Below are 21,567 nucleotides of genomic sequence, written 5' to 3' on the forward strand. Positions count from 1 at the left end.
ATGACCTCTTCACTGCCGCTTTTTCGGCAAACTCGTCAAGGCACATTTCGTGTGCGTGCAACCGGTGAGCTGACAAACAAGCTCCGAGCGAACTGGTGAAGGTGTGACGAGAAGCACAGAAGCGGTGGGTCGGCCTCAGCGATGGTGTTGAGCAACCGCCACCTGCTCGCGACCGTTCGCAAAGAAACGGCGCAGCGCAAACAGGGAGATCGAAGCATGGGTGCCGATCCTCAAGCATGCCGTCTTTTCGCCAGTCTATGGCTCAGCGTCAGCGACGCCAGCGTTCCAGTTGCGCAAGACGCGTCAAAGGTAAGCGCAGCACTGTCCGCCGACCGCAAGACCAGAGCAGAAAACCGGGTCCGGGATATCGCAGCCAGCGCGACGAACAGGCCATCAACCATTCGCCCGGCGCTCGCGCTTAACCTTACGGACAACCGTTCAGCTTCGGTTCATTAGGTTTGGGCTATCGTCCATAGAGTTGTGTTGGATGGCCAAAGGCCCGCGCGGGATGCGGGATGACACTTAGTGGATGTTTGCGTGAAATTATCGGCCTCTGTCGAACCGGCCCGTCCTAAGCAGACGGGTAGCCGTGCGGTCGCTTATGGCCCGTCGGGTCGCACTAGCGCATCACCATTCCGGCTACCGGTCGCTAATCTCCGCCGGGGTCTGCTCGCAGCGGGGGTCGCGCTTCTTGCGTCCGCAACCTTTACGGCACAAAACGCCTACGCGCAGGCCAACTGCAGGGCCATTCAGTCAGAACTGGCAAACCTTGTGAATGGTGGCGGTGGAGGGCGCACGGGCGATCTGCAACGCGCTCTTAACCAGCAGCGCGGCGAGCTCGCTCGGGCACAAAACGCCTACGACAGGCTTGGTTGCGGCTTCCGGGCGTCGGGCCAGTGCAACGCGGTCGTGAATGCCATTGGGCAGATGCAATCCAATATCGCGACCATCGAGAGGCGCATACAACGCGGTGGCGGTGGCGGAAACCAGCGGCGCATCCGGGAACTTGAGCGCGTTTTTGCGACGCAGTGCGGACCAAACCAACGGCGCCAACAACAGGCTGCGACGCAACCCGGCGTGGGCGACCTGCTATCAGCAATCTTTGGCATTCGGTCGGCGCCAGCACCTGGCGATCCCAGCGCCCGAGTGGTGCCCGGCCAGCGGACCGCGCATCGCGGCTTTGATAGGCCTGGTCAAGAGCGCGTTCGCGAACCGGAGATGCGCTGGCGCGGCAACACCTTCCGCACAATGTGCGTCCGGAAAACCGACGGGTTCTACTGGCCGATCAGTTTCTCGACCACCCGCGACCGGTTTGATGAAGATCAGGGGCTGTGCGCTGCCATGTGCCCTGGAACGTCGGTCGAATTGTTTGCCTACCGCAACCCAGGTCAGCAGGTTGATGCGATGGTTTCCACGCTGACAGGCGAAAGCTACGCCTCACAAAGCTACGCCTTTGCTTACCGGACCGATTTTCAGCCGAGCAACCGCTGCACGCCAAGCGCAAACGTCCTGCAGGATTTGCGCGGGTCCACGGCCTCCGTTGCAACACCGGTCCAACCTTCAGTGCCGCAGCCCATGGCTCGACCGCAACTGGAAAACGACCCGGAGACCAGAGCGCTGGACGCGGGTGGCATCACCTTCAGGCAGCTCGCAACGATGAGCCAGCAAACGCAAGGTGAGCAACAGCTTGTGCGGGTCGTGGGTCCGACCTACCGGTACTTCACCGAGTAATCAGCCGGACGCGGCAGCAAGCAACCTTCGCTTGGCCTTTTGCGCGCCCAACAGACTGAGAATGGGGCCCATTTCTGGCCCCCGCTCCATACCCGTCAACGCTTTGCGTAATGGCATGAACAAGGCTTTGCCTTTCCGGCCCGTCTGGTCTTTGAGCGCGCTGGTCCAAAGACCCCAGCTCTCAGCGGACAAAGGCTCCGCTGGCAGCACCTCACTTGCAGCAGCAGCATAGTCTCGGTCATCGTCTGCAAGCGCTGCGTCGACCTCATCGGCCTCAATCATCGCCCACCACGTCATCGCATCAGCGACGCGATCGCAGTTCTTGCGCACGGCCAGCCAAAGCTGCTCGGCCCGGTCCTTCGGGATGCCCAGAGCAATCAGCTCGCTTTCGACTGCGCCGGGATCAAGCTCATGAACCATCTGGGCAGAGAAATCCGCGATCTGCTTGGGCTCGAACCGGGCCGGGCCGGACGAGGTTTTGCTGAGATCGAACGTTTCGGCCAGCGCGTTAAGATTGGCGTAAGGCGTAATCGCGGTCGATGTTCCAACAAGGCTCGCCACCGACGCAACTGCCATCGGCAGCGTGCCCGCTTCGCGAAGCGCCTTCAGCGAGAGCGATCCTTCGCGTTTCGACAGCGTCGTACCATCCGCCGCCGTAAGCAGATTATGGTGCGCCCATCGCGGCGAGGATGCTCCCAGCGCTTCGAATATCTCGATTTGGGTACCGGTGTTGGAAACGTGATCCTCACCGCGGATCACGTCGGTCACGCCGAAATCGATGTCGTCTATGATCGAGGGCAGCGTGTAGAGGTAGCTGCCATCCTCGCGGATCAGAACAGGGTCTGATTGCGATGTCGTATCAATGCTCTGCTCGCCTTTGCAGCCGTCCTGCCAAGAGACCCGCTTGCCTGTGAGCTTGAAGCGCCAGTGCGGCGTGCGGCCCTCGGCTTCCAACTCGTTGCGCTCTTCATCGGTGAGCTTGAGGCCCGTCCGGTCGTAGATCGGCGGCTTGCCCAACGCCATCTGCCGCTTGCGCTTGTAATCGAGCTCCTCGGCCGTCTCGTAGCAGGCGTAGAGCAGCCCGCGCCCCTTCAGATCGTCTCGAACGGCGTCATACCGCGCCATGCGAGCCGATTGCCGCTCAAGGCGATCGACCTTGATATCAAGCCACCGAATGTCGTCTTCTATCGTGCGGGCAGATTCCTCGGTGGATCGGGCCCGGTCGGTATCGTCGAGCCGCAGAACAAACTGCCCGCCGGTCTTCAGAGCAAATAGCGCGTTAAAGAGGGCCGTGCGCGCGTTGCCAATGTGCAGGTACCCCGTCGGCGACGGGGCAAAGCGAACGATCGTAGTCATCTGTCAGGCGTCCAGGGATCCGGAAGGATGGGCGGGGTCGAGCCGATCACGAAAACGGTTGGTGATTGGATAGCGCCGATCCCGGCCGAAATTGCGGCTTGTCAGCTTCACGCCAGGTGGCGACTGCCGTCGCTTGTACTCGGCGAGATACAAAAGGTGCTCGATACGCGTGACGGTGGCGACGTCAAACCCGTCTGCAACAATGGACGAGACCGAGCGCTCTTCTTCGACCAGGCCTTTGAGGATCGCATCAAGCTCGTCATAGGGCGGCAAACTGTCCTGATCGGTCTGATCGGGGCGTAACTCGGCGGACGGTGCTTTTGTGATAATCCGCTGGGGAATGACCTCACCTTCCGGACCGAGGACACCGTTAGGTCGGTTCGCGTTGCGCCAGGCGGCCATCCGGTAAACGTCGGTCTTGTAGACGTCCTTGATCGGATTGAATCCGCCATTCATGTCGCCATAAAGCGTGGCGTATCCCACCGACATTTCCGATTTGTTGCCCGTGGTGATGACCATAGCGCCAAACTTGTTGGATAGCGCCATCAAGAGAGTTCCGCGCGTGCGCGATTGGAGGTTCTCCTCGGTCACGCCCTCATTGGTCTTGGCAAAAAGTGGCCTCAAGGCGCGTGCGAAGCCTTCCACCGGATCGGCGATTTCAACGACATCATACCGCACACCGAGCGCTTTGGCGCACGCTTCGGCATCCTCCAGGGATTCTTGCGCCGTGTAGCGGTACGGCATCATCACGCAATGAACGCGATCCGCGCCCAGCGCATCGACCGCCATGGCGGCGCAAACGGCCGAGTCGATACCGCCGGACAGGCCCAGCACGACGCCGGGAAAGCCGTTCTTGTTCACATAGTCGGCCAAACCCATCACGCACGCTCGCCAGTCGGCCGCATAATCGTCAGCGTGAGCCTGTGAAGCGCCGCGTTCGAAGGCCCACCCGTCTTCAGACCGGTTGGCGGTGAGCATTGTCACGCTGGTCTCGAATTGCGGCAGTGCCAGCGCCTGTGTGCGATCCGCGCACAGGGCGAAGGACGCACCATCAAAGACCAGCTCATCCTGTCCGCCTACCTGATTTGTGTAAATGAGCGGCAGTCCCGTCTCGACCACCCGGCGCACCATAATCTGCTGTCGCTCGTCGAGTTTGCCGTCCCACCAGGGCGAGCCATTGGGCACAATGAGGATTTCTGCGCCCGTTTCCTCGAGGCATTCGGTGACATCCTCGAACCAGGCATCTTCGCAAATCGGCACACCAAGCCGCACGCCCTTGAACGCAATCGGACCCGGCATCGGTCCGGCATCAAAGACGCGCTTTTCGTCAAACACACCGTAATTCGGCAGATGGACTTTGGCACGAACCGCCTCGATCCGACCCTCATTCATCAAAACGGCCGCGTTATAGCGCTGTCCGTCATCGCTGAGCCACGGTGTGCCCATCAGCGTGGCCGGGCCACCGTCAGCAGTTTCAGAAGCCAGCGCTTCACACGCACGCCGGCACGCGTTCATGAACGCGTCCTTGTCGATCAAATCCTCTGGCGGATAACCACATAAGAAGAGCTCGGTGAAAATTACTATGTCGGCGCCCCGCTCAGCGGCCTGTTTCCGCGCGAGGCGCGCCTTGTCGGCGTTCCCGGTGATGTCGCCCATCACCGGGTTCAACTGTGCAAGGGCAAAACGGAGCGTGTCAGCTTTCGTCATGCGAGCGGTCTAGCCGCGACGTCCGTCCTACGCAATCGCTGACGTGCATGGGAGCGCTGCGCTAATTGAAGCGGTAGGCATCCCAAGCGAACACGCCATCCATTTCTACGGATTGATGGATCCGTTCGCCCCTTGCGCCCTCCCCCGCCGCGCCGAAGGCGGTGAAGATAGGAAAAAGATGCTCATCGGTTGGATGATTGGCGCGCGCATGGGGCGCTTTCTCAAGCCATGCCGCCAGCGACGGCTCATCGCCACTTTGCAAAGCGTCATGCATCCAATCGGTGAAGGCGATGACTTTGCCAGGCAAGGCCGGGTCAGCATCACCGCCTCGCATGATGGAGAACAGTGCCTTCAAGTTGTGGGTGATGTGCCCACTGCCGACGATCAAAACTCCATCGGCACGCAATGGCGTGAGCGCCCGGCCCAGCTTCATATGCCAGGCGGCATCGGCGTTTGGATCGATCGAGAGCTGGACAACGGGAATATCGGCTTCCGGGAACGCGAGCATCAACGGGTTCCAGGCGCCGTGATCGTATCCGCGCTCCTGCACGGCCCTGGGGGCAAAGCCCGCATCATCAAGGGTGCCGAGAACCCGGTCAGCGAGCTGCGGATGCCCCGGGGCCGCATAAACCATCTGCCGCAAAACATCGTCGAAACCGCTAAAATCATAGATCATGCCGGGATTTGGGTCGCGCACCACCGATACACCCGCTGTTTCATGATGCGCGGAATTGATGATGATGGCCGATGGCTTTGGAATGTAACCGGCGAGAGACTTCAAGAAATGATGCGCCTCATTGTCTTCGATGACGATGGAGGGCGCGCCGTGCGAGACAAAAAGGGTCGGCATTGTGGTCATGGTCAGCTCCGATCGATCTGTTCGCACTACCTTAGGCGAACGACACCAACCAGAAAATCACAACAAACACCGACTAGGCGTTCACAAATCTGGAACAACTGCCCATAAAAAACGGGGCCGAAGCCCCGTTTAAATGCGCGATAAGGTCGTGTCGCTGTCGTTCAGACGGCCTCAGAGTAGGCTGGCTCGGCCGAACGCCCCTTCTTGAGCCGCTCGGACACGAGAAACGCCAGTTCAAGGGCCTGATCGGCGTTGAGGCGTGGATCGCAGTGCGTGTGGTAGCGGTTCTGCAGATCGCTCTCGGTTATCTCGCGCGCGCCACCCATGCACTCGGTCACGTTCTTGCCGGTCATCTCGATGTGGATGCCACCAGGATAGGTGCCCTCGGCAGCGTGAACATCGAAAAAGGCCTGGACCTCACCGAGAACACGCTCAAATGGCCGCGTTTTGTATCCACCCGCGGTGATCGTGTTGCCGTGCATGGGATCGCATGACCAGACAACATGCCGACCCTCGCGTTCGACCGCCCGGATCAGCTGCGGCATGTGCGCGTCGACCTTGTTGTGGCCGAACCGTGCGATGAGCGTCAGACGCCCAGGATCGTTGAGCGGGTTGAGCGCATCGATCAACCGAAGGAGATCGTCAGGCTCAAGCGACGGACCGCATTTCAGCCCAATGGGGTTTTTCACGCCACGGCAGTATTCCACGTGAGCATGGTCAGCCTGTCGTGTTCGGTCGCCGATCCAAATCATATGACCAGACGTCGCATACCACGCATCCGGATCGATCGAGGTCGAGTCCTTGCGCGTCAGTGCCTCCTCGTAGCCTAAAAGCAAGGCTTCATGGCTGGTGTAAAAGTCGGTCTCGCGTAACCGCGCATACTGGTCAGACGTGATGCCGACGGCACGCATGAAGTCCATCGCCTCGGAAATCCGGTCGGCAACTTCCCGATAGCGCTCGCCCTGCGGGCTACCCTTGATGAAGCCGACCATCCATTCATGAACGTTATCGAGGTTCGCGAAACCGCCCTGCGCAAAGGCGCGAAGAAGGTTCAGCGTCGCGGCCGATTGCCGATAGGCCATCTCCTGACGGTGTGGATCGGGATTGCGCGCCTCGGGTGAAAACTCGATCCCATTGATGATGTCGCCACGATAGGATGGCAGTTCCTGCCCGTCCCGGCCCTCGAAATCAGACGAACGCGGCTTGGCAAACTGGCCTGCAATGCGGCCGACCTTCACAACTGGGCGAGCCGAGCCGTAGGTGAGAACAACCGCCATTTGCAGGAACACGCGGAAAAAATCGCGGATGGTGTCCGCACCATGCTCAGCGAAGCTTTCGGCGCAGTCTCCACCTTGCAGAAGAAACGCTTCGCCCTTGGCAACGCGCGCAAGCTGATCGCGCAGCGACCGAGCTTCACCTGCAAAAACGAGCGGAGGGTAGCTCGCCAAGCGTGCCTCGACACTCTCCAGTGCGGACTGGTCGGCATAGTTGGGCACCTGCTTGATGGGTTTGCTGCGCCAGGATCTTGGCGTCCAGGGTGCGAGTTTTGGACTGGACATAACGCGTCTCCCGCCGGGCTTCGCCCGGTACTTGTTGAAACTTGAACGGTAATTGGGCGCTCTGTACTCCGGTTGCGTCGGCATTGGCAATCCAGCAAAGGGGCAATCGAGCGCATGGAAGCGGCCACAGTAAAGGTGTTCATTGCGCTCACCTTGGTCGCATCGTACAGCTTTGCGGCATGGTGTGACCCGTTGCCGGAGGCTCGGAGGAGACTGCAATGCTTCAGGACCCCAGCTTCACTGTTGGCATCGAAGAAGAATATCTGTTGGTTCAAAGGTCCGATTGGGACCTTGTTGCCGATCCTCCTGAAACGGTGTTCGATGACTGCAAGCGGGTGCTCGGCGATCAGGTGACGCACGAGTTTCTGCGTTGTCAGATCGAGGTCGGCACCTCGGTCTGCCAATCGGTCGGTGAAGCGAGGTCACAGCTGGCGCACATGCGGGCATGCCTGCACGAGGCGACCGAGCCGCACGGGCTTGCGTTGATGGCCTCGTCGACCCATCCTTTCGCGGAATGGGACAAATTGGTCCACACCGACAAAGAGCGCTACAATGCGCTTGCTGACGACCTTAAAATGGTGGTGGCGCGTCTCGTGATTTGCGGGATGCATGTGCATATCGGCATTGAGGACGACAATCTGCGCATCGATCTGATGCAGCAGCTCTCCTATTTCATGCCGCACCTGCTTGCGGTGACAACGTCATCGCCTTTCTGGCGCGGCAATGAGACCGGCCTGCATAGTTATCGCCTGTCGGTGTTTGATGAGCTTCCGCGAACCGGGCTACCGGAAGCGTTCGCCAGCTACGCCGAATATACGCGTACCATTGAGACGCTTGTGAACGTTGGGTTGATCGAGGACGCTACTAAAGTCTGGTGGGATTTGCGCCCCTCCAACAAGTTTCCAACCCTTGAGATGCGCATTTGCGACGTGTGCACAACCGTGGATGACGCGGCGGCGGTCGCTGCACTGTTCCAGTGCTTGGCTCGCATGTTGTGGCGGCTTCGGCGGGGGAACCAACGCTGGCGCAGCTATGCTCGTTTCCTCGTTGAGGAAAACAGGTGGCTGGCGCAGCGCCATGGCGTAAGCGGTTCGCTCGTCGATTTTGGCAAGCGGTCCCGCGTCCCGGTTACGGAGTTAATCGATGAACTCATCGCCATGTTGGCCGAAGACGCTGACGCGCTGGGTTGCGAGAAGGAACTGAACCATCTGCAGACCATCGGTCAGCGCGGAACGTCAGCCGAGCGGCAGCTGGCGCTTTTCCATCAGAAACTCGAGGCTGGCAGCTCTGCTCAAGGGGCTTTGCGCGATGTCGTGCGTTTTCTGGTCGATGAAACCATCGCCGTTTGAGCATGCACGCTTACGGCATCTGGCTGCAACGCTACGACGACGAAACCCGCTGCCCCGTTACCCGTTCAATCTCACGGATGAGATCGTTGGTGATCTGGCCGTTCGGCTCCAGTGCGCGTCTAAGCTGAAACCGGCGGATTGCTTCTTCGGTTCCAGGACCCATAACCCCATCAACCGAACCGGGCGCGTATCCCAATTGCGAGAGAACCGCCTGCACGGCCGCAACCAGCGGCTGAGACGAGCGTGCGGGGACGGAGGACGGTGGCGCAATTGGTTGCAAAAGGGCCGCGATCGGGTCGGCCAGGGGAACCGTTTGAACTTGGCGTGGCGCAACGGACGGTAGCGGTGGAAGCGGTTGGCTGACGGATGCGGGACGTTGCGTCGGCGCTCGCGCGAAACTGGCGGGCCGCGGCGCTGGCGCCGGTGCGGCATACGGTTGGCGAGCAAGTGAGCTGAGATCAGGCACCAAGCGTTCGGTTTGCGAGGGGACCGCAACAGGCTGCGGAATCGACGCCGTGCGCTCTTGCGTGGTGACCGGTCGCGCACTCGGCGCGGGAGCAGCCGCAACGTCGCGCGGTATGATGGCGGCATCGTCGGTGCCTGCAGGCAAGCGATCAGCGGGGCCCAGCTCCCGCGTTGCCATCATCGGTGCGGGATGTGCACCGGGTTGGAAAAACGCCGCGTTGATTGTCACCAGTGCAAAGGCGATAAAGGCTACGCCCAGAATGACTGTGCGTGCCGAAACGGCTTTTACACGGGCTGCCAGAGAAGGCACCGGGTCGACGTCCCATTCATCGTCAAACACCGCATCCTCGACAGGATCGGCTGACGCTGCGTGCGCCTGGCGGACGTTGACGCGATGATTTCGCCGGTCGTAGGCGTTTGGCATCGCAGCGTCCTCATACCCGTCAAGGGTGGGCTCATGCCGTTCGAAGCGATCAGCCATGGGCTTTCATCCTGTCTTGATTGGGAGCTTTAACCGGAACGCTTTCGGCAGACCCGTCTTCGTCGGCTGCGCTTCTACGCACAGCCGATCCGTCCGAACCGCTCGCGTTCAGTTTTGCAAAAACCACCGCATTGTCGACCTCGGCGCGATCGACCGGAAGCTTCGTTACGATCGGGTCGTGGCGCGGACCGGCTATCGGCAGCCGAACTGTCGCGGTGGTTCCCTCGCCTTCAACGCTGGTAAAACCGATAGTCCCCTGATGCAGGCCGCACAGGCCTTTGACAACCGACAAGCCCAGACCCGTACCTTGATGCTTGCGATCATAGGCGTTGTTTGCCTGGAAAAAGGGCTCGCCCAATCGCCCGATATCATCGGCGTTCAAACCGATTCCGGTGTCGATGACCGCGATCGACAGCATCGGCCCATCACGCCGCACTTTGACCGTGATGGTTCCGCCGTCGGGTGTGAACTTCGAGGCGTTTGATAGCAGGTTGATCAACACCTGGCGGATCGCCCGCTGATCGGCAACCAATTCGGGCAGGTCTTCCGGCATATCGATGATCAAGTTTTGCCGAGCCTTTTCAGCTTGGCTCGACATCAGCTTGGCGCAGCGATCAATGACTTTACCGACCGAGAACGGCTCAGCGACGATATGGAAATGACCGGCCTCGAGCTTGGACATGTCAAGCAGATCGTTCACGAGCTGGAGAAGATGTCCCCCCGAGTCGCGGATCAATGACACGTACTCACGCTGTTGATCGTTGTTCAGAGCACCAAAGACTTCTTCGTCGAGGATATCGGCAAAGCCGATGATCGCATTGAGCGGCGTGCGAAGTTCATGGCTCATGGTGGCCAGAAATCGCCCTTTCGCTGCGTCCGACGCCTCCGCGCGCTCACGCGCCATATGCAACTGCGCTTCATGATCCTTGGTGGCGCTGATATCGCGGAGCAAGGCATAGATCTCTACGGCGCCATCGTGACGGCTGGTGCTCGAAAGATCGATCGACGTCCAGATGAAGCTCTGGGGTTGCGAGACATCGCCGGTACGAATGCGTACTTCGAGCGTTCCGCGGCTCTTGAGCGCAAAAACCGTATCAATCTCAGCCAGCAAACGCGGCCTGTCCCCCACATGCACGCGGTTGATCAAGCCATTGCCCTCGATCGCGTCGCGATCAAGGCTGAGAACGGCTTGCACGGCTCCGAAGGCGCGCTCCACAAAGCCATCCCGGCGGACGATGAGGAAAACATCATGGGTGATGGCGTGAAACTGATCGATCGCTCGCTGGTTCGCGCTCAATCGCAGATCCTTGAGGTTTGCAAGCTTCACGAGGCGGGCTGCCAAAGTCAGCGCGTACATCACGCCAATAATTTGCAGAGCGACCTGCGCCTCTTCGTGCACCAGATCGACTTGGGCAATCGACGGGCTGATCGCGACCGCCGCCAAGAAGCTTAGGGCCGTGGCGCCCGCAACCTGGACTGCCAGTCTGGTCTGGCGCGTGAGCAGCGCCTCGATGGGGGCAAGGACGAAAAACAGGGCCAACTCTGAACCAAGCCCGCCCGTATGGGCTGTCGCCCAGCCCAGCGTGACGCACAGAATGGCGATCGAGCCTTTAGCCCGCAGCGCCGGCCACTGCTCGCCCCAGAAGCCAGCAAACAGAACCGCGTGTGCCGCCGCGATGGCAAGGAATGTGGCTGCAGGGGTCCATTGCGCGTAAGCGCCGTGCGCCGGAAGCGCCAACAGAGCGATTGAGAAGGCACCGACAAAGCCCAGCCAATAAAGCGGCGCGTAAAGGTTCGGTTGCGAAACCTCAGGACCAACCAAGGCGTGCGCGGACACGTTACCGTCCGGCTTCGCTTCGACTTTAACGCTGGTACTCATGACACCACAGCTTTTCGATAACGCCTTGGCCGCCTGATGGCCGCAAGGACTTGTTCACCACGCAAGGTCTCAGGCAGCGTTGAATGAAGGGTAAAGGGACTGTCGGGTCCTCCCGGAAGGCCCGCCGATACTCGGCAATTCGGCCGATGATGGTAAACGATACCTTTCTCAAACCGGTCGAATTTGAAATAAATCAGAGGCTTTTGGACGACGGACCCTTCACGCGCTTGTGGTAGTGCTACAACCATATTTGTGGAGAAGACCGCTTACCGTGTTTTTGATCCGAGTCGCGTTCTGGCTAACGCTCCTGCTCTTGATCTTGCCGATTGACCGTGATGCAGCGGGGATCGATGCAGGACCGGGTGCATTTGAACAATTGGCAGCGCTGCAAACGACAGTGAACGATCTGCGTGGTTTCTGTTCGCGGAACCCAGATGCTTGCGCGACTGGCGCTGCGACGGCGGATGCGTTGCGGCAGCGTGCGGTTCATGCCGCGGGTCAAGTTCATGCTTGGCTGTCGCAGGAAGGCGGTGAAGACGTGCTCGCCGCTTCCGCAGTACAGCCGCCGCCCGGAGGCCCCAGCGAGCAGCCAATGCCGCGCAGCGATCCGCTCGGAGAGTTGATCGCGCAGCGCTCCGCACACTCCCCGCTTTAAAGTAGGCACAGTCGCAGGCACCGTGCGATCATTGGCCCGCTTGTCGAGTGGGCATCGGCCCGCTATGTGCCTCGGCTTAACGAGCGACGTGCGCCCATGCCTGATTTTGCCGAGATCCGAGACAATTTTGACTTCCTCAGTGATTGGGAAGACCGTTACCGCTATGTCATAGAACTCGGGCGCACGCTTGAGCCACTGAGCGACGATGAGCGCAACGACGGCACAAAGGTCAACGGCTGTGCAAGTCAGGTTTGGCTCGTGCGCGAAACGGACGACAATGGGGGCCTTCGCTTTCGCGGCGATAGCGACGCCCACATTGTTCGCGGATTGGTAGCGATTGTATTGGCGCTTTTTAACGGAAGAACCTCCGATGAGGCGCTAGCGGTCGACGCGCAAGGGGAGTTGCGCGATCTGGGATTGAACGAGCATCTTTCGCCGCAACGCTCAAACGGGCTGAACGCGATGCTTGAGCGTATACGGCAAGAAGCGTCAGACCCTCGCTAGGCAGCCAGCCCATAAAACCGGGCGAGGCTCCTCAAACCCAGCGCAATTGCAAGCTTCGCCGACCGTGGTGGCCATTGGCGATCCGCCTCAATCGCGGAAACGTTCTTCTCAAAAAGGCAAAGATCGATCAGCAAGCTGGTAAAGTCCGGCCCGATCGCATCGCAAGCTTTTCGCACCCGGTTGCGCGCATCGACTTGTCGCTCAGAGAAGTTCAACCTGTTGGGAGACGAGGACGGCGACTGATTGAGGGCGGACAAGGACCAATTCTGTGAGACCTGGGCGTTTAGTCCTGCTCTATGCAGATCACCTGCGAAGCGCCGCGCCGCCTCAACACATGCGGGATCGAGCAGCGCCTTTTGACCACCGCGAGCTTGGGCAAGGCGATCCACCACATCAGGGATATGAAGCCGGACTTCGCCATCTCCGTCGAGGCCGGCGAAAGAAGCCGGTTCCGCATCCAGGAGGGTCGCGCCACGTGCCGTTATCTGAGGCAGCGCCCGTGTCCCGCCCACATAGCCAAGACGCCTCAGCGTTTCGAATGCCGCCTCCTCAACCTTCCGTCCATCAGCGATACGAAACAGCGCTTCACGGCAGGCCAGCAGCCCGTCTACCGACCGCGGGCTCGAGCCCAAAACTGCTCGCCCGCAAGGCTTCCCGGTGAGGTCCATGCCAGCCGCAACACTTGGCAGATCATCATGGTTATGATCGATCCCCGGCATCGCAACGGCATAACAGCGAAGCTTCAGCTGCTGCTGAAGAGCTCGTTCGAGGCACTGGATGAGTGTGTCAAAGGCGCTCTGATCTCGCAGATCCTCAACAAGCCGACAGGCATGCCCAACTGTCGTCCGGTCGCGTTCGAACAGCTTTCCCACTTGCGTCAAAGAGAAGCCAAGGGCGGTGTGGCACAGATACATGGCGACCTGCCGGGCGCGCGCAACGCCCGCCTTACCGCGGCTGCGGCTTCTGATCGCTTCATGTTGGACGCGGAAAACATAGGCGACGTAGGCCTCAACCATACGGCAGCGCGCTTGAACAAGGCCTGCATACTGCAAACTTTGGCCGCGCGGGTCAGAACGGTTCGAATAGGCTTGGCGTCGATAGGGTCCTCGTCGCACTGTGTGGGATGCGCTAAGTGGCGGGATTGGGCTCGCGGCCAACGGAACAAACGCGGTGTCCAACTTATCCTCCATACTGTGGACATTATAGAAATTTAGTCCTATCTAATGCAAGCACTGTATGCGGGGATAAGTTTTCCGGCTAACGGAAATAAATCCGTATCTTGGAAGGAGGCAGGCTCCTTGGGAGCCTGAACCATCAGGCCAACAAAAAAACGCAGCGCCAAGGCGCTACGTCTTTTTGAATTCCGCCTGCAGACGGACAATGGCTAGACAGATTTATGAGGCCTTAGACCGTCTCTGCCCAAGACCCATCTGCTTAGCCAAACGCGAGCGCGCTTCGGCATAACTGGGTGCAACCATCGGGTAATCGGCTGGCAGCCCCCAACGCTCACGGTACTGTTCCGGGCTCAAATCGTAGTGCGTCTTGAGATGACGCTTGAGCGACTTGAACCGTTTGCCATCCTCAAGACAGATCAAATAGTCCTGAGTGATGGATTTCTTGGGTGGCACCGCAGGTTTTAAATCCTCGGCAACAGGTGCAACACTTTCTTTTTCAAGAACGGTGAGCGCGCCATGCACGTCGGAAATAAGCTTTGTCAGCTCCCCTGCAGGAACGACATTATGGCTGACGTATGCGGAAACAATATCCGCGGTAAGATCAACCAGAGCGCCAGTATCAGCGCTGATGGTTTGTGTTTCTTCGTTCATGTATCTCCCTCTCCGATGCAAAAGTCATTCAATCGGAATGGCCTTTAGAGAAATTACCGCACAAGGTTGCACGGCATCGGTCATGTAGCTGTTGACATTTAATAAGGCAAACTTACGGCGGCCAATAATTGGATAACGTGGAGATATCCACTTCAAAAAGCAGGACATTGTCTTAATTCGCATTAAGGATATAACTATCATTGGTAGTATATCTTGCAGATACCTACTACCTAGGATTTTATTTTTGGGTATCTCTATCGTGACTACGACAACGAAGCGTAGGCCCGTCACCTGAATATTTTCCGGCCAACTCATCGATGCCGGTACCATGCCAAGGCTTGTGGCCAACATAGTAAGCCGCGCGCGCGAGAAGATGAGCAGCGATCGGTGCGGTCAGTATTAAGAAAAGAAACGCGGCAAAAGCACGCGCGACGATCGCTCCGTCACCTGAATAAAGCGCGAGAGCAAGAAGCAAGATACCAGAACCAACTGTCCCAGCCTTCGAAGCGGCATGAGAGCGGCTGTAAAGATCAGGAAAGCGAAGCATTCCCAGAGCAGCGATCAGGATGAATACGGAGCCGACCACAATCAACGCGGCAGTTGCAAGATCGATAACGGCGCTCATGGTCGAGGCCCCGGTGCGCTTTGCGGCGGATGTGGGGGCGGCAACTCGGCATCATCGCCCGCCGGACGGTCGCGGCGCATAACAAAGCGCGCGAAAGCAACCGTCGCCAGGAAACCGACAAGGCCAAGAGCGATCGCGATATCGAGATAAAGGAAGAAGCCTGTCTTGATTGCGATCAGTGCGATGAATCCGATCCCGGCGCCGACCAGCATGTCGAGCCCCAGGACACGATCGGGCAAGGTCGGCCCGCGAATGATCCGAATCGCAATGATGAGGAAGGCAGCTATGATAACGCCCATGCCGAAGATTGCAGTTCCTTGCAGGATAGCGTCAGTCGTCACCGGAACGCCTCCAAAATCTTACGCTCAAATCCATCCGCGATGCTGTCGATCATCTCTTGGGGGTCAGGCACGTGGATCGCGTGCACGTAGAGCGTTCGGCGATCATCTGAAACGTCGACCGACAAGGTTCCAGGCGTAAGCGTGATCAAGTTCGCAAGCAGCGCAATTTCAAAATCTCGATCAAGCGACAGCGGATAGGCAACGAACCCCGGACGCAGCACCGAAAGATCGGGAGTCAGCACCAGTTTGAAGACCCGGAGCGCCGACATCAGCAATTCATACAAGAACGACAGGGCTAGCGCTGTCAGCTTCTGGACCCGCCGCACATAGCCAATCGTGCCGATTTGCTCCCGGATCAAATAGAGCGATCCTAGCCCCAAGACAAAGCCGAACACGGCATTGATCACCGAAAAGCTGCCGGTGACGAAGAGCCAAGCGACCGTCAAGAGGACATTGATCAGAAACATGCCGGTCATCGGTTTGTCCCTCTGTGCAGACCGTGAAAAATGCCGGAATCCGAAGCGATGTTCCCGTTCATGGCATCACCTGGGGGATGACTGGCGAAACAGCTTCCACGTATCCGATGGGGTCGAGGATCCCAACGGCGGCGAGACCCGCCAGTTCGAGCCCTGGATTGGCAATCACGCCAAGGCCAACCACGATGACAACCAAAAGGAAGATAGGCGTGACGTAGGCGGCTTGCTCGCCCTGCTCCAGCGCCACCACAGGCGCGGGCCCGGACGGAAGGTCCGAACGCCAGAATGCGAATAACCAGACGCGTCCGATGGCAATCATGGAAATGAAGCTTGCTGCCAAGTAGGCGAACGTCAACCACCCCTCACCCGCTTCAAGGGCCCCTCTGACAAGCAAAACCTTCGGCCAAAAACCCGAGAATGGCGGAAGCCCCGATAAAGCAAATACCAAGATCAGGAAGAGTGCGGCGAAAAACGGGCTTGCCCTGTAAAGGCCGCCGACCTCCGATAGCTCGAACGAGCCGTTCATCCGCCCGATCACGCCAGCCGCCAGATACAACGCGGCCATCACAACGATCGAATGCACGGCGTACAGGACCGCTCCAGCAAGACCGATTGGGCCACCGACCGCGATGCCGACAAACATTGCGCCGATACCGGACAGGACAAGGAAGCCCAGAAGCTTGCGGATGTCCGAGCTTCCGAGAGCTCCAACGGCGCCCAGCACGGTTGTCAGCGCTGCAACCCAAACCAGCACTTCATTGAACGTAATGAGGCTTTCGGGGAACAGCATGCCACCGATACGAATGAGCGCGTAGACGCCGACCTTGGTGAGAAGCCCAGCAAAGAGGGCCGCCGTGACGATGTTGGGTGTGTGATAACTCGCAGGCAGCCAGAAATTCAGCGGAAAGGCTGCGGCCTTCATCGCGAAGGCAAACAGAAACAAAAGCGAAATCGTAACAACCGGTGCGTCGGGGGTGTCAGCAACCTGGACCGCGAGGTCTGCCATGTTGAGCGTGCCGAACACGCCGTAGGTGTAACCCACCGCAATCAGGAACAGCGTGGTCGCAACCAAGTTCAGGAAAGCGTATTTGACGGCGCCGTCGAGCTGGGCGTGCGAATTGCCCAGAATGATCAGGCCGAACGATGAAATCAGCAGGACCTCGAACCAGACGTACAGATTGAAAATATCACCGGTGAGGAAAGCGCCCGACACGCCGCACACGAGGAATAGGAGGAATGGGTAGAACCCGTAGCGCCGCCCGTCACTGTCAACGCTTCGGGCGGAATAAATCACGCACACGAGCCCGACAAACGACGCAGCGAGCGCCAGAAACGCGCCCAAGCCGTCGGCGTTGAAGGTGATGCCAAACGGCGGGAACCAGCGGCCCATCGCCATGAAGACGGGCCCCTCAGTCATCACCCGGTGGGTAAGGACGAGGTTGCCGATGAAGACTGCCGCGAGGGTCAGACCAGCGAGCCCGGGCTGGAGTTGTTGATTGCGGCGAAGCATCAAGCACAAAGCGCCCATGATCAACGGGCCGAGAACCGGTAGCGCGACCAGGTAATCGGCGGCCTGCACAGTCGCATCGACATAGGCGGCCGATACGTCGAGGCCGCTTGAAGTGGTCTCCGCTGGGATTGTGGTTTCCGCCATCGCGCCCTCGTCAGTAGCCAAGGGGTGGACGCGGCGGGTCAACGGGCTCGGCGACGCGCATATAGGCGGTATCGTCGGTGCCAAGCTCTTGGTAGGCCCGCATGCATAGAACAAGGAGATAGGCGAAGATTGAAAACGCGATCACGATCGCGGTCAGAACGAGGGCCTGCGGGAGCGGGTTGGCTGTGACCGTTTCTGGGACCTGCAGGCCGGAGGGAATGACCGGCGGCACTTCATGGGCGAGCCTGCCAGCGGTGAAGATCAACAGGTTGACGGCGTTGCTGAGGAGCGCGGCGCCAAGCAACAGCCTGATCAGGTGCCGCGATAACAACAGATAAACCGCGCCAATAAAGTAGGCGCCCACGAGGAAGGAGAGAACAAACTCCACCGGGGCTACTCCTCGCGCTCTTCGAGCGTCAGCGCGATCCCGCCGATGGTCGCCAAGACAACGAGATAGACACCAATGTCGAAAAACAGGATCGACGAGATTTTGACCTCGACACCGAAAATGTAGAGCGTTGACCAGAGGCCGGTCATGTAAGGAAAGTCGTACAGGATCGACGGTAACCCTGACAGGGCCGACAAAAACAGGCCCGCCCCTGCAAGGTGAACCGGGTGCGCCCAAATCGCGCGTCTAACGGCGGGGACGCCATTGGAAATGCCGTAGATCGCTAGCGCAGAAGCTGCGATCAACCCGCCGATGAACCCGCCACCAGGCTCGTTATGACCGCGCAAAAGCACAAAGATCGAGAACAGGATCATCAAGGTGGTCAGATATGGCGCGAACGTGCGCAAGATCAGGGTATTCATTCCGCAGGCTCCGGAACGGCTCGTTTTGGACGTGAGGCAGGGGCGCCATCGTGGGGCTTGGCTTCTTCCGCGAGAACAGCGGGGTCCATCATCGCGGGTCTGACCGACTTCGGCTTGAGCCTCACCAACGCGAGTACGGCAAGACCTGCGATCACCACCACGCCGATCTCGCCAAGCGTATCAACGCCGCGATAGTCAACGAGGATGACGTTCACAATGTTCCGACCTTGGGCAACCGGATAGGAGAATGCCGTGAAAAACTCCGAAAGACGGGGGTCGAACGGTTCGGCGACCACGCGAAGCAGCAAGGCGGTGAAACCCACGCCGCAACCGACCGCGATAGCGCCGTCCAACATCGACCGGCCGAAAGACCGATGATCGCGCTGGAACAGCGACATTCTCGTCAGAACAAGCGCGAGGATGACGACCGATAGTGTCTCGACCATGAACTGCGTGAACGCGAGGTCCGGTGCGCCGAAAAGCGTAAAGATGAGAGCGACCGCAAAGCCTTGGATACCAAGCGAAACCACTGCCGTCAGCCGGTTCTTCGCGATCATGACCGCAACGATCCCAAGCAGTGCAAAGCCGACCACCGCAAGCTCGTAAAATGTGATCGTTGAAAAGTCCGGAAGCTCAGTGATTGTTGGCCATTCACCTGCGAATACGAGTGGTGCCAACAGGGCCACGGCGATCAACAGGAATGTGACCGTCATGTAGCCTTTCATTTCGCCGAATTGCATGACGCGCGTCGCCCGGTCTGACAGGCGTACCAATCCGCCAATTGCTTGATCGAAGCCTTTGTCAGGACCCCAACCGATTGCGGCCAGTACGGCGGCGATCGCATCACGAAGCCTGTCTAGGAACACGTAGCACAACGTGCCCAAGACGATCGTGACGATCGACAGCACAACGGCAATGTTGAACCCTTCCCAAAGCTTGATATCGGCTTCGGCAGGAAAACCTGCAACGGCCGTCAGAAGGGGCGCGATGAAGACTGCCCCGGTGGTCTGTGCGAGGAGCCCGCCAACAAGGCTCAAAATCGCGAGCGTGACTGGACCTGACCACATCATGAGCGGGCCCTCATGGGCCGCTTTAGGGGTCTGTTTCTTCTCGCCGTAGAACGGCCGTAACGCGACAGCAAAGCCGGCGGCAAACATCATCGAATTGCCAAGCACCAGCGAGCCGGTCAGCAGGATCGATTGCAGGTCCGGGTAAGCTGCACCCTTGTACATGTATTCTTTGGCGAGAAAGCCGATAAATGGCGGCAGCCCGCCCATCGAGAGCGCCGCCAAAAGCGCTGCAATGGCGGTGATCGGCATAGCGCTGCGCAACCCACCCAACTTCGTTACATCGAGCGTGCCCGCCTCATGATAAATCGTGCCGGCGACCATGAACAAAGCAGCTTTGAACAGGGCGTGCGCGCAAAGATACAGAACCCCACCGAGGAGAATGGCTTCGGCGCTTGTTCCCGTTAGCGCGACTAAAAGGCCAAGAGAGGCAACGGTTGTGTAGGCGAGCATCTGCTTAAGATCGGTCTGGCGGATAGCCAGGATGGCGCCGACCAGCAGCGTCACGCAGCCGAAGATCGGCAGGATCGTCGACCAAAGCACGGTGTCGCCCAGCGTCGGATTAAGCCGCATCAGGAGGTATACCCCCGCCTTCACCATCGTCGCGGAGTGTAGATAGGCCGAGACAGGGGTAGGCGCTTCCATGGCGTTTGGAAGCCAGAAATGGAAAGGAAACTGCGCGGACTTGGTGAAACAGCCGCCCAGCACCAACAACAGGATCGGCAGATAGAGCGCAGATGCTTTGATGGCCGGGGCCTGCGTCGCCATTTCGGATAGCGACAAGGTGCCGGTAAACGACGCCATCAGCAGAAGCCCGGCCAGGAGCGCCAAACCGCCGCCGCCGGTGACCACGAGCGCTTGTATCGCTGCGCGGCGTGAGCGCTCAACTGCGTGATTGAAGCCGATCAACAGGAACGATGTAATCGACGTCAATTCCCAATAGATAAACAGCGTGATGATGTCGTCGGCGAGGACCAGACCCACCATCGCGCCCATAAACATCAGGATAAACGAGAAAAAACGCCCCAGATGTTCATGGCCCTTGAGGTACCCGCCGGCGTACAGAACAATGAAAAACCCAATGCCCGAGATCAGCAGCGCGAAGGTGTGTGACAGCCCATCGACGAGAAAATCGAGCCCGACACCCAGCGCGGGAACCCAGGATAGCTCGAAGAGAAAGACTCCACCGCCCGCAATCGACGGAAGCACTCCATCGGTCGTGGGCGTTTCGAAGAAATAGGCAAGGAAGTGCGCAAAGATAAACGCTGGTGCAATCGCGAGGATCCACGCCGCGCGATGCCCGAAGAACCGATGAAGCACCGGCGCGAAGCCTGCCGCTATGAACGGGGCAGCCAGTGCGAGGTAGAAACCAACGGAACTATCAGGGCCAAACAAAGCTCTGCGATGCCTTCCAGTAGCGCCGCCTAGGGCGCATTTGGCAGCATGCGGAAGCTGTGAGCGCCCATGTGTCGCCACCGCGTGCTGCAGCCGAATCGGCGCGCCCGCACGCACCTTACCAGCCGTTACGTATACACCCGTACGCACCGGTCAACGGTCTGCGACCGCTTTTGCGCACCATTTGGCCTCTTTAGTCGGTCCGTCGGCGGTCCTTACCGCCTTGTAGGAGGGCAACGTCAGGCCTATTTTGCTGTGATCAGAACAGCAAAGCTGCGCACCGCATTCATCGTGCATGCTGCGCAGCGACAAAAAGAAAAACGATCAAGAGTTCGTCATGTCAGATACAGTCTTCTCAATCGATACGCCCCTACCTGCAGATATTGACCCCAAAACACTGTCCGATGACGACTGGAAAAAACGGCTTTCGCCGGCCGCTTTCAAAGTTGCGCGCAAGCATGGAACCGAGCGCGCCTTCAGTCATCCCTATAATGATGAGAAGCGCGCGGGCACCTATTCCTGTGTCTGCTGTGGCCAGGCACTCTTCTCCTCCGATGCGAAGTTCGATTCTGGAACCGGATGGCCAAGCTTCTTCACGCCAATCGACGCGGAGGCTATCGACGACCATGAGGACAGGTCTTTTTTCATGCGGAGAACGGAGAACCGTTGCTCCCGCTGCGACGCCCATCTCGGTCATGTGTTTCCCGATGGCCCGCAGCCGACCGGTCTGCGCTATTGCATGAATGGGATTGCCCTGTATTTCGAGCCCGACCAGACCTAAAGCCCACACCTCCGCATTGCGGACTTTCACGCCTTGCGGAGGCACCA

At 59.1% G+C, this 21,567-nt stretch carries 21 protein-coding genes; 6 read left to right on the plus strand and 15 right to left on the minus strand.

All coding sequences use genetic code 11. The features are described 5' to 3' along the window. Positions 1 to 216 precede the first annotated feature (216 nt). Both AAF739_07655 and AAF739_07660 read left to right on the plus strand, forming a co-directional pair. The gene (locus AAF739_07655) at positions 217 to 456 is read left to right on the plus strand and encodes a hypothetical protein (protein ID MEM6382531.1); all 240 of its coding nucleotides are present in this window, start codon (positions 217 to 219) and stop codon (positions 454 to 456) included. A gap of 81 nt (positions 457 to 537) precedes the next feature. Further along, positions 538 to 1,731, plus strand: coding sequence for a DUF2865 domain-containing protein (locus AAF739_07660; GenBank protein ID MEM6382532.1), 1,194 nt, complete (start codon positions 538 to 540; stop codon positions 1,729 to 1,731). On the opposite strand, the gene gltX is transcribed toward AAF739_07660, so the two are convergent. The 4 genes from gltX to AAF739_07680 form a co-directional block, all read right to left on the minus strand. Then, complete coding sequence (gene gltX, locus AAF739_07665; GenBank protein ID MEM6382533.1) at positions 1,732 to 3,087, minus strand: glutamate--tRNA ligase; 1,356 nt, start codon at positions 3,085 to 3,087, stop codon at positions 1,732 to 1,734. Positions 3,088 to 3,090: 3 nt separating this feature from the next. After that, complete coding sequence (locus AAF739_07670; GenBank protein MEM6382534.1) at positions 3,091 to 4,794, minus strand: NAD+ synthase; 1,704 nt, start codon at positions 4,792 to 4,794, stop codon at positions 3,091 to 3,093. Between the two features lie 61 nt (positions 4,795 to 4,855). Further along, on the minus strand, positions 4,856 to 5,653 hold the full coding sequence (locus AAF739_07675; protein ID MEM6382535.1) for a class III extradiol ring-cleavage dioxygenase: 798 nt from the start codon (positions 5,651 to 5,653) through the stop codon (positions 4,856 to 4,858). 161 nt (positions 5,654 to 5,814) lie between these two features. Next, positions 5,815 to 7,212, minus strand: a complete 1,398-nt coding sequence (locus tag AAF739_07680) for a 3-deoxy-7-phosphoheptulonate synthase class II (GenBank protein ID MEM6382536.1) — start codon at positions 7,210 to 7,212, stop codon at positions 5,815 to 5,817. Positions 7,213 to 7,430: 218 nt separating this feature from the next. Between AAF739_07680 and AAF739_07685 the strand changes: the two genes are divergently transcribed. Next, entirely contained in the window at positions 7,431 to 8,561 is a 1,131-nt protein-coding gene (locus AAF739_07685; GenBank protein ID MEM6382537.1) for a carboxylate-amine ligase, read from the plus strand. Between the two features lie 31 nt (positions 8,562 to 8,592). Here the strand turns inward: AAF739_07685 and AAF739_07690 are convergent, their stop codons facing one another. Both AAF739_07690 and AAF739_07695 read right to left on the minus strand, forming a co-directional pair. Continuing rightward, entirely contained in the window at positions 8,593 to 9,507 is a 915-nt protein-coding gene (locus AAF739_07690; GenBank protein ID MEM6382538.1) for a peptidoglycan-binding domain-containing protein, read from the minus strand. Continuing rightward, positions 9,500 to 11,386, minus strand: coding sequence for a PAS domain-containing sensor histidine kinase (locus AAF739_07695; GenBank protein MEM6382539.1), 1,887 nt, complete (start codon positions 11,384 to 11,386; stop codon positions 9,500 to 9,502). Before AAF739_07695 ends, AAF739_07690 begins: the two co-directional genes overlap by 8 nt. Positions 11,387 to 11,657: 271 nt before the next feature. Here AAF739_07695 and AAF739_07700 point away from each other — a divergent pair, with 271 nt between their 5' ends. Further along, positions 11,658 to 12,041, plus strand: a complete 384-nt coding sequence (locus AAF739_07700; protein MEM6382540.1) for a DUF5330 domain-containing protein — start codon at positions 11,658 to 11,660, stop codon at positions 12,039 to 12,041. Positions 12,042 to 12,137: 96 nt separating this feature from the next. Continuing rightward, positions 12,138 to 12,545, plus strand: coding sequence for a SufE family protein (locus AAF739_07705; GenBank protein ID MEM6382541.1), 408 nt, complete (start codon positions 12,138 to 12,140; stop codon positions 12,543 to 12,545). Here AAF739_07705 and AAF739_07710 read toward each other — a convergent pair. The 9 genes from AAF739_07710 to AAF739_07750 all read right to left on the minus strand — a co-directional run bounded on the left by AAF739_07710 (position 12,542) and on the right by AAF739_07750 (position 20,739). Continuing rightward, positions 12,542 to 13,561, minus strand: coding sequence for a DUF6456 domain-containing protein (locus AAF739_07710; protein MEM6382542.1), 1,020 nt, complete (start codon positions 13,559 to 13,561; stop codon positions 12,542 to 12,544). The two genes, AAF739_07705 and AAF739_07710, sit on opposite strands and share 4 nt — an antisense overlap. 378 nt (positions 13,562 to 13,939) lie before the next feature. Then, on the minus strand, positions 13,940 to 14,371 hold the full coding sequence (locus tag AAF739_07715; GenBank protein MEM6382543.1) for a MucR family transcriptional regulator: 432 nt from the start codon (positions 14,369 to 14,371) through the stop codon (positions 13,940 to 13,942). A 238-nt stretch (positions 14,372 to 14,609) separates the two neighbouring features. Next, complete coding sequence (gene mnhG / locus AAF739_07720) at positions 14,610 to 14,996, minus strand: monovalent cation/H(+) antiporter subunit G (protein MEM6382544.1); 387 nt, start codon at positions 14,994 to 14,996, stop codon at positions 14,610 to 14,612. Then, positions 14,993 to 15,337 (minus strand): cation:proton antiporter, encoded by a 345-nt coding sequence (locus AAF739_07725; GenBank protein ID MEM6382545.1) that lies wholly within the window; start codon positions 15,335 to 15,337, stop codon positions 14,993 to 14,995. Before AAF739_07725 ends, mnhG begins: the two co-directional genes overlap by 4 nt. Next, positions 15,334 to 15,813, minus strand: a complete 480-nt coding sequence (locus AAF739_07730; protein ID MEM6382546.1) for a Na+/H+ antiporter subunit E — start codon at positions 15,811 to 15,813, stop codon at positions 15,334 to 15,336. Before AAF739_07730 ends, AAF739_07725 begins: the two co-directional genes overlap by 4 nt. 58 nt (positions 15,814 to 15,871) lie before the next feature. Beyond that, positions 15,872 to 17,467: a Na+/H+ antiporter subunit D gene (locus AAF739_07735; GenBank protein ID MEM6382547.1), complete on the minus strand. Its 1,596-nt coding sequence runs from the start codon at positions 17,465 to 17,467 to the stop codon at positions 15,872 to 15,874. A 10-nt stretch (positions 17,468 to 17,477) separates the two neighbouring features. Continuing rightward, positions 17,478 to 17,855 (minus strand): Na+/H+ antiporter subunit C, encoded by a 378-nt coding sequence (locus tag AAF739_07740; protein MEM6382548.1) that lies wholly within the window; start codon positions 17,853 to 17,855, stop codon positions 17,478 to 17,480. 5 nt (positions 17,856 to 17,860) lie between these two features. Beyond that, positions 17,861 to 18,277 carry a Na(+)/H(+) antiporter subunit B gene (locus AAF739_07745; protein MEM6382549.1) on the minus strand — a complete coding sequence of 139 codons (417 nt, stop codon included), beginning with the start codon at positions 18,275 to 18,277 and terminating at the stop codon, positions 17,861 to 17,863. Continuing rightward, positions 18,274 to 20,739 (minus strand): putative monovalent cation/H+ antiporter subunit A, encoded by a 2,466-nt coding sequence (locus AAF739_07750; protein ID MEM6382550.1) that lies wholly within the window; start codon positions 20,737 to 20,739, stop codon positions 18,274 to 18,276. Before AAF739_07750 ends, AAF739_07745 begins: the two co-directional genes overlap by 4 nt. 337 nt (positions 20,740 to 21,076) lie before the next feature. Here AAF739_07750 and msrB point away from each other — a divergent pair, with 337 nt between their 5' ends. Next, positions 21,077 to 21,520, plus strand: coding sequence for a peptide-methionine (R)-S-oxide reductase MsrB (gene msrB / locus AAF739_07755; protein ID MEM6382551.1), 444 nt, complete (start codon positions 21,077 to 21,079; stop codon positions 21,518 to 21,520). Positions 21,521 to 21,567 lie beyond the last annotated feature (47 nt).

It is taken from the genome of Pseudomonadota bacterium (assembly GCA_039024915.1).
Classification (GTDB): Bacteria; Pseudomonadota; Alphaproteobacteria; order Rhizobiales; family MH13; genus MH13.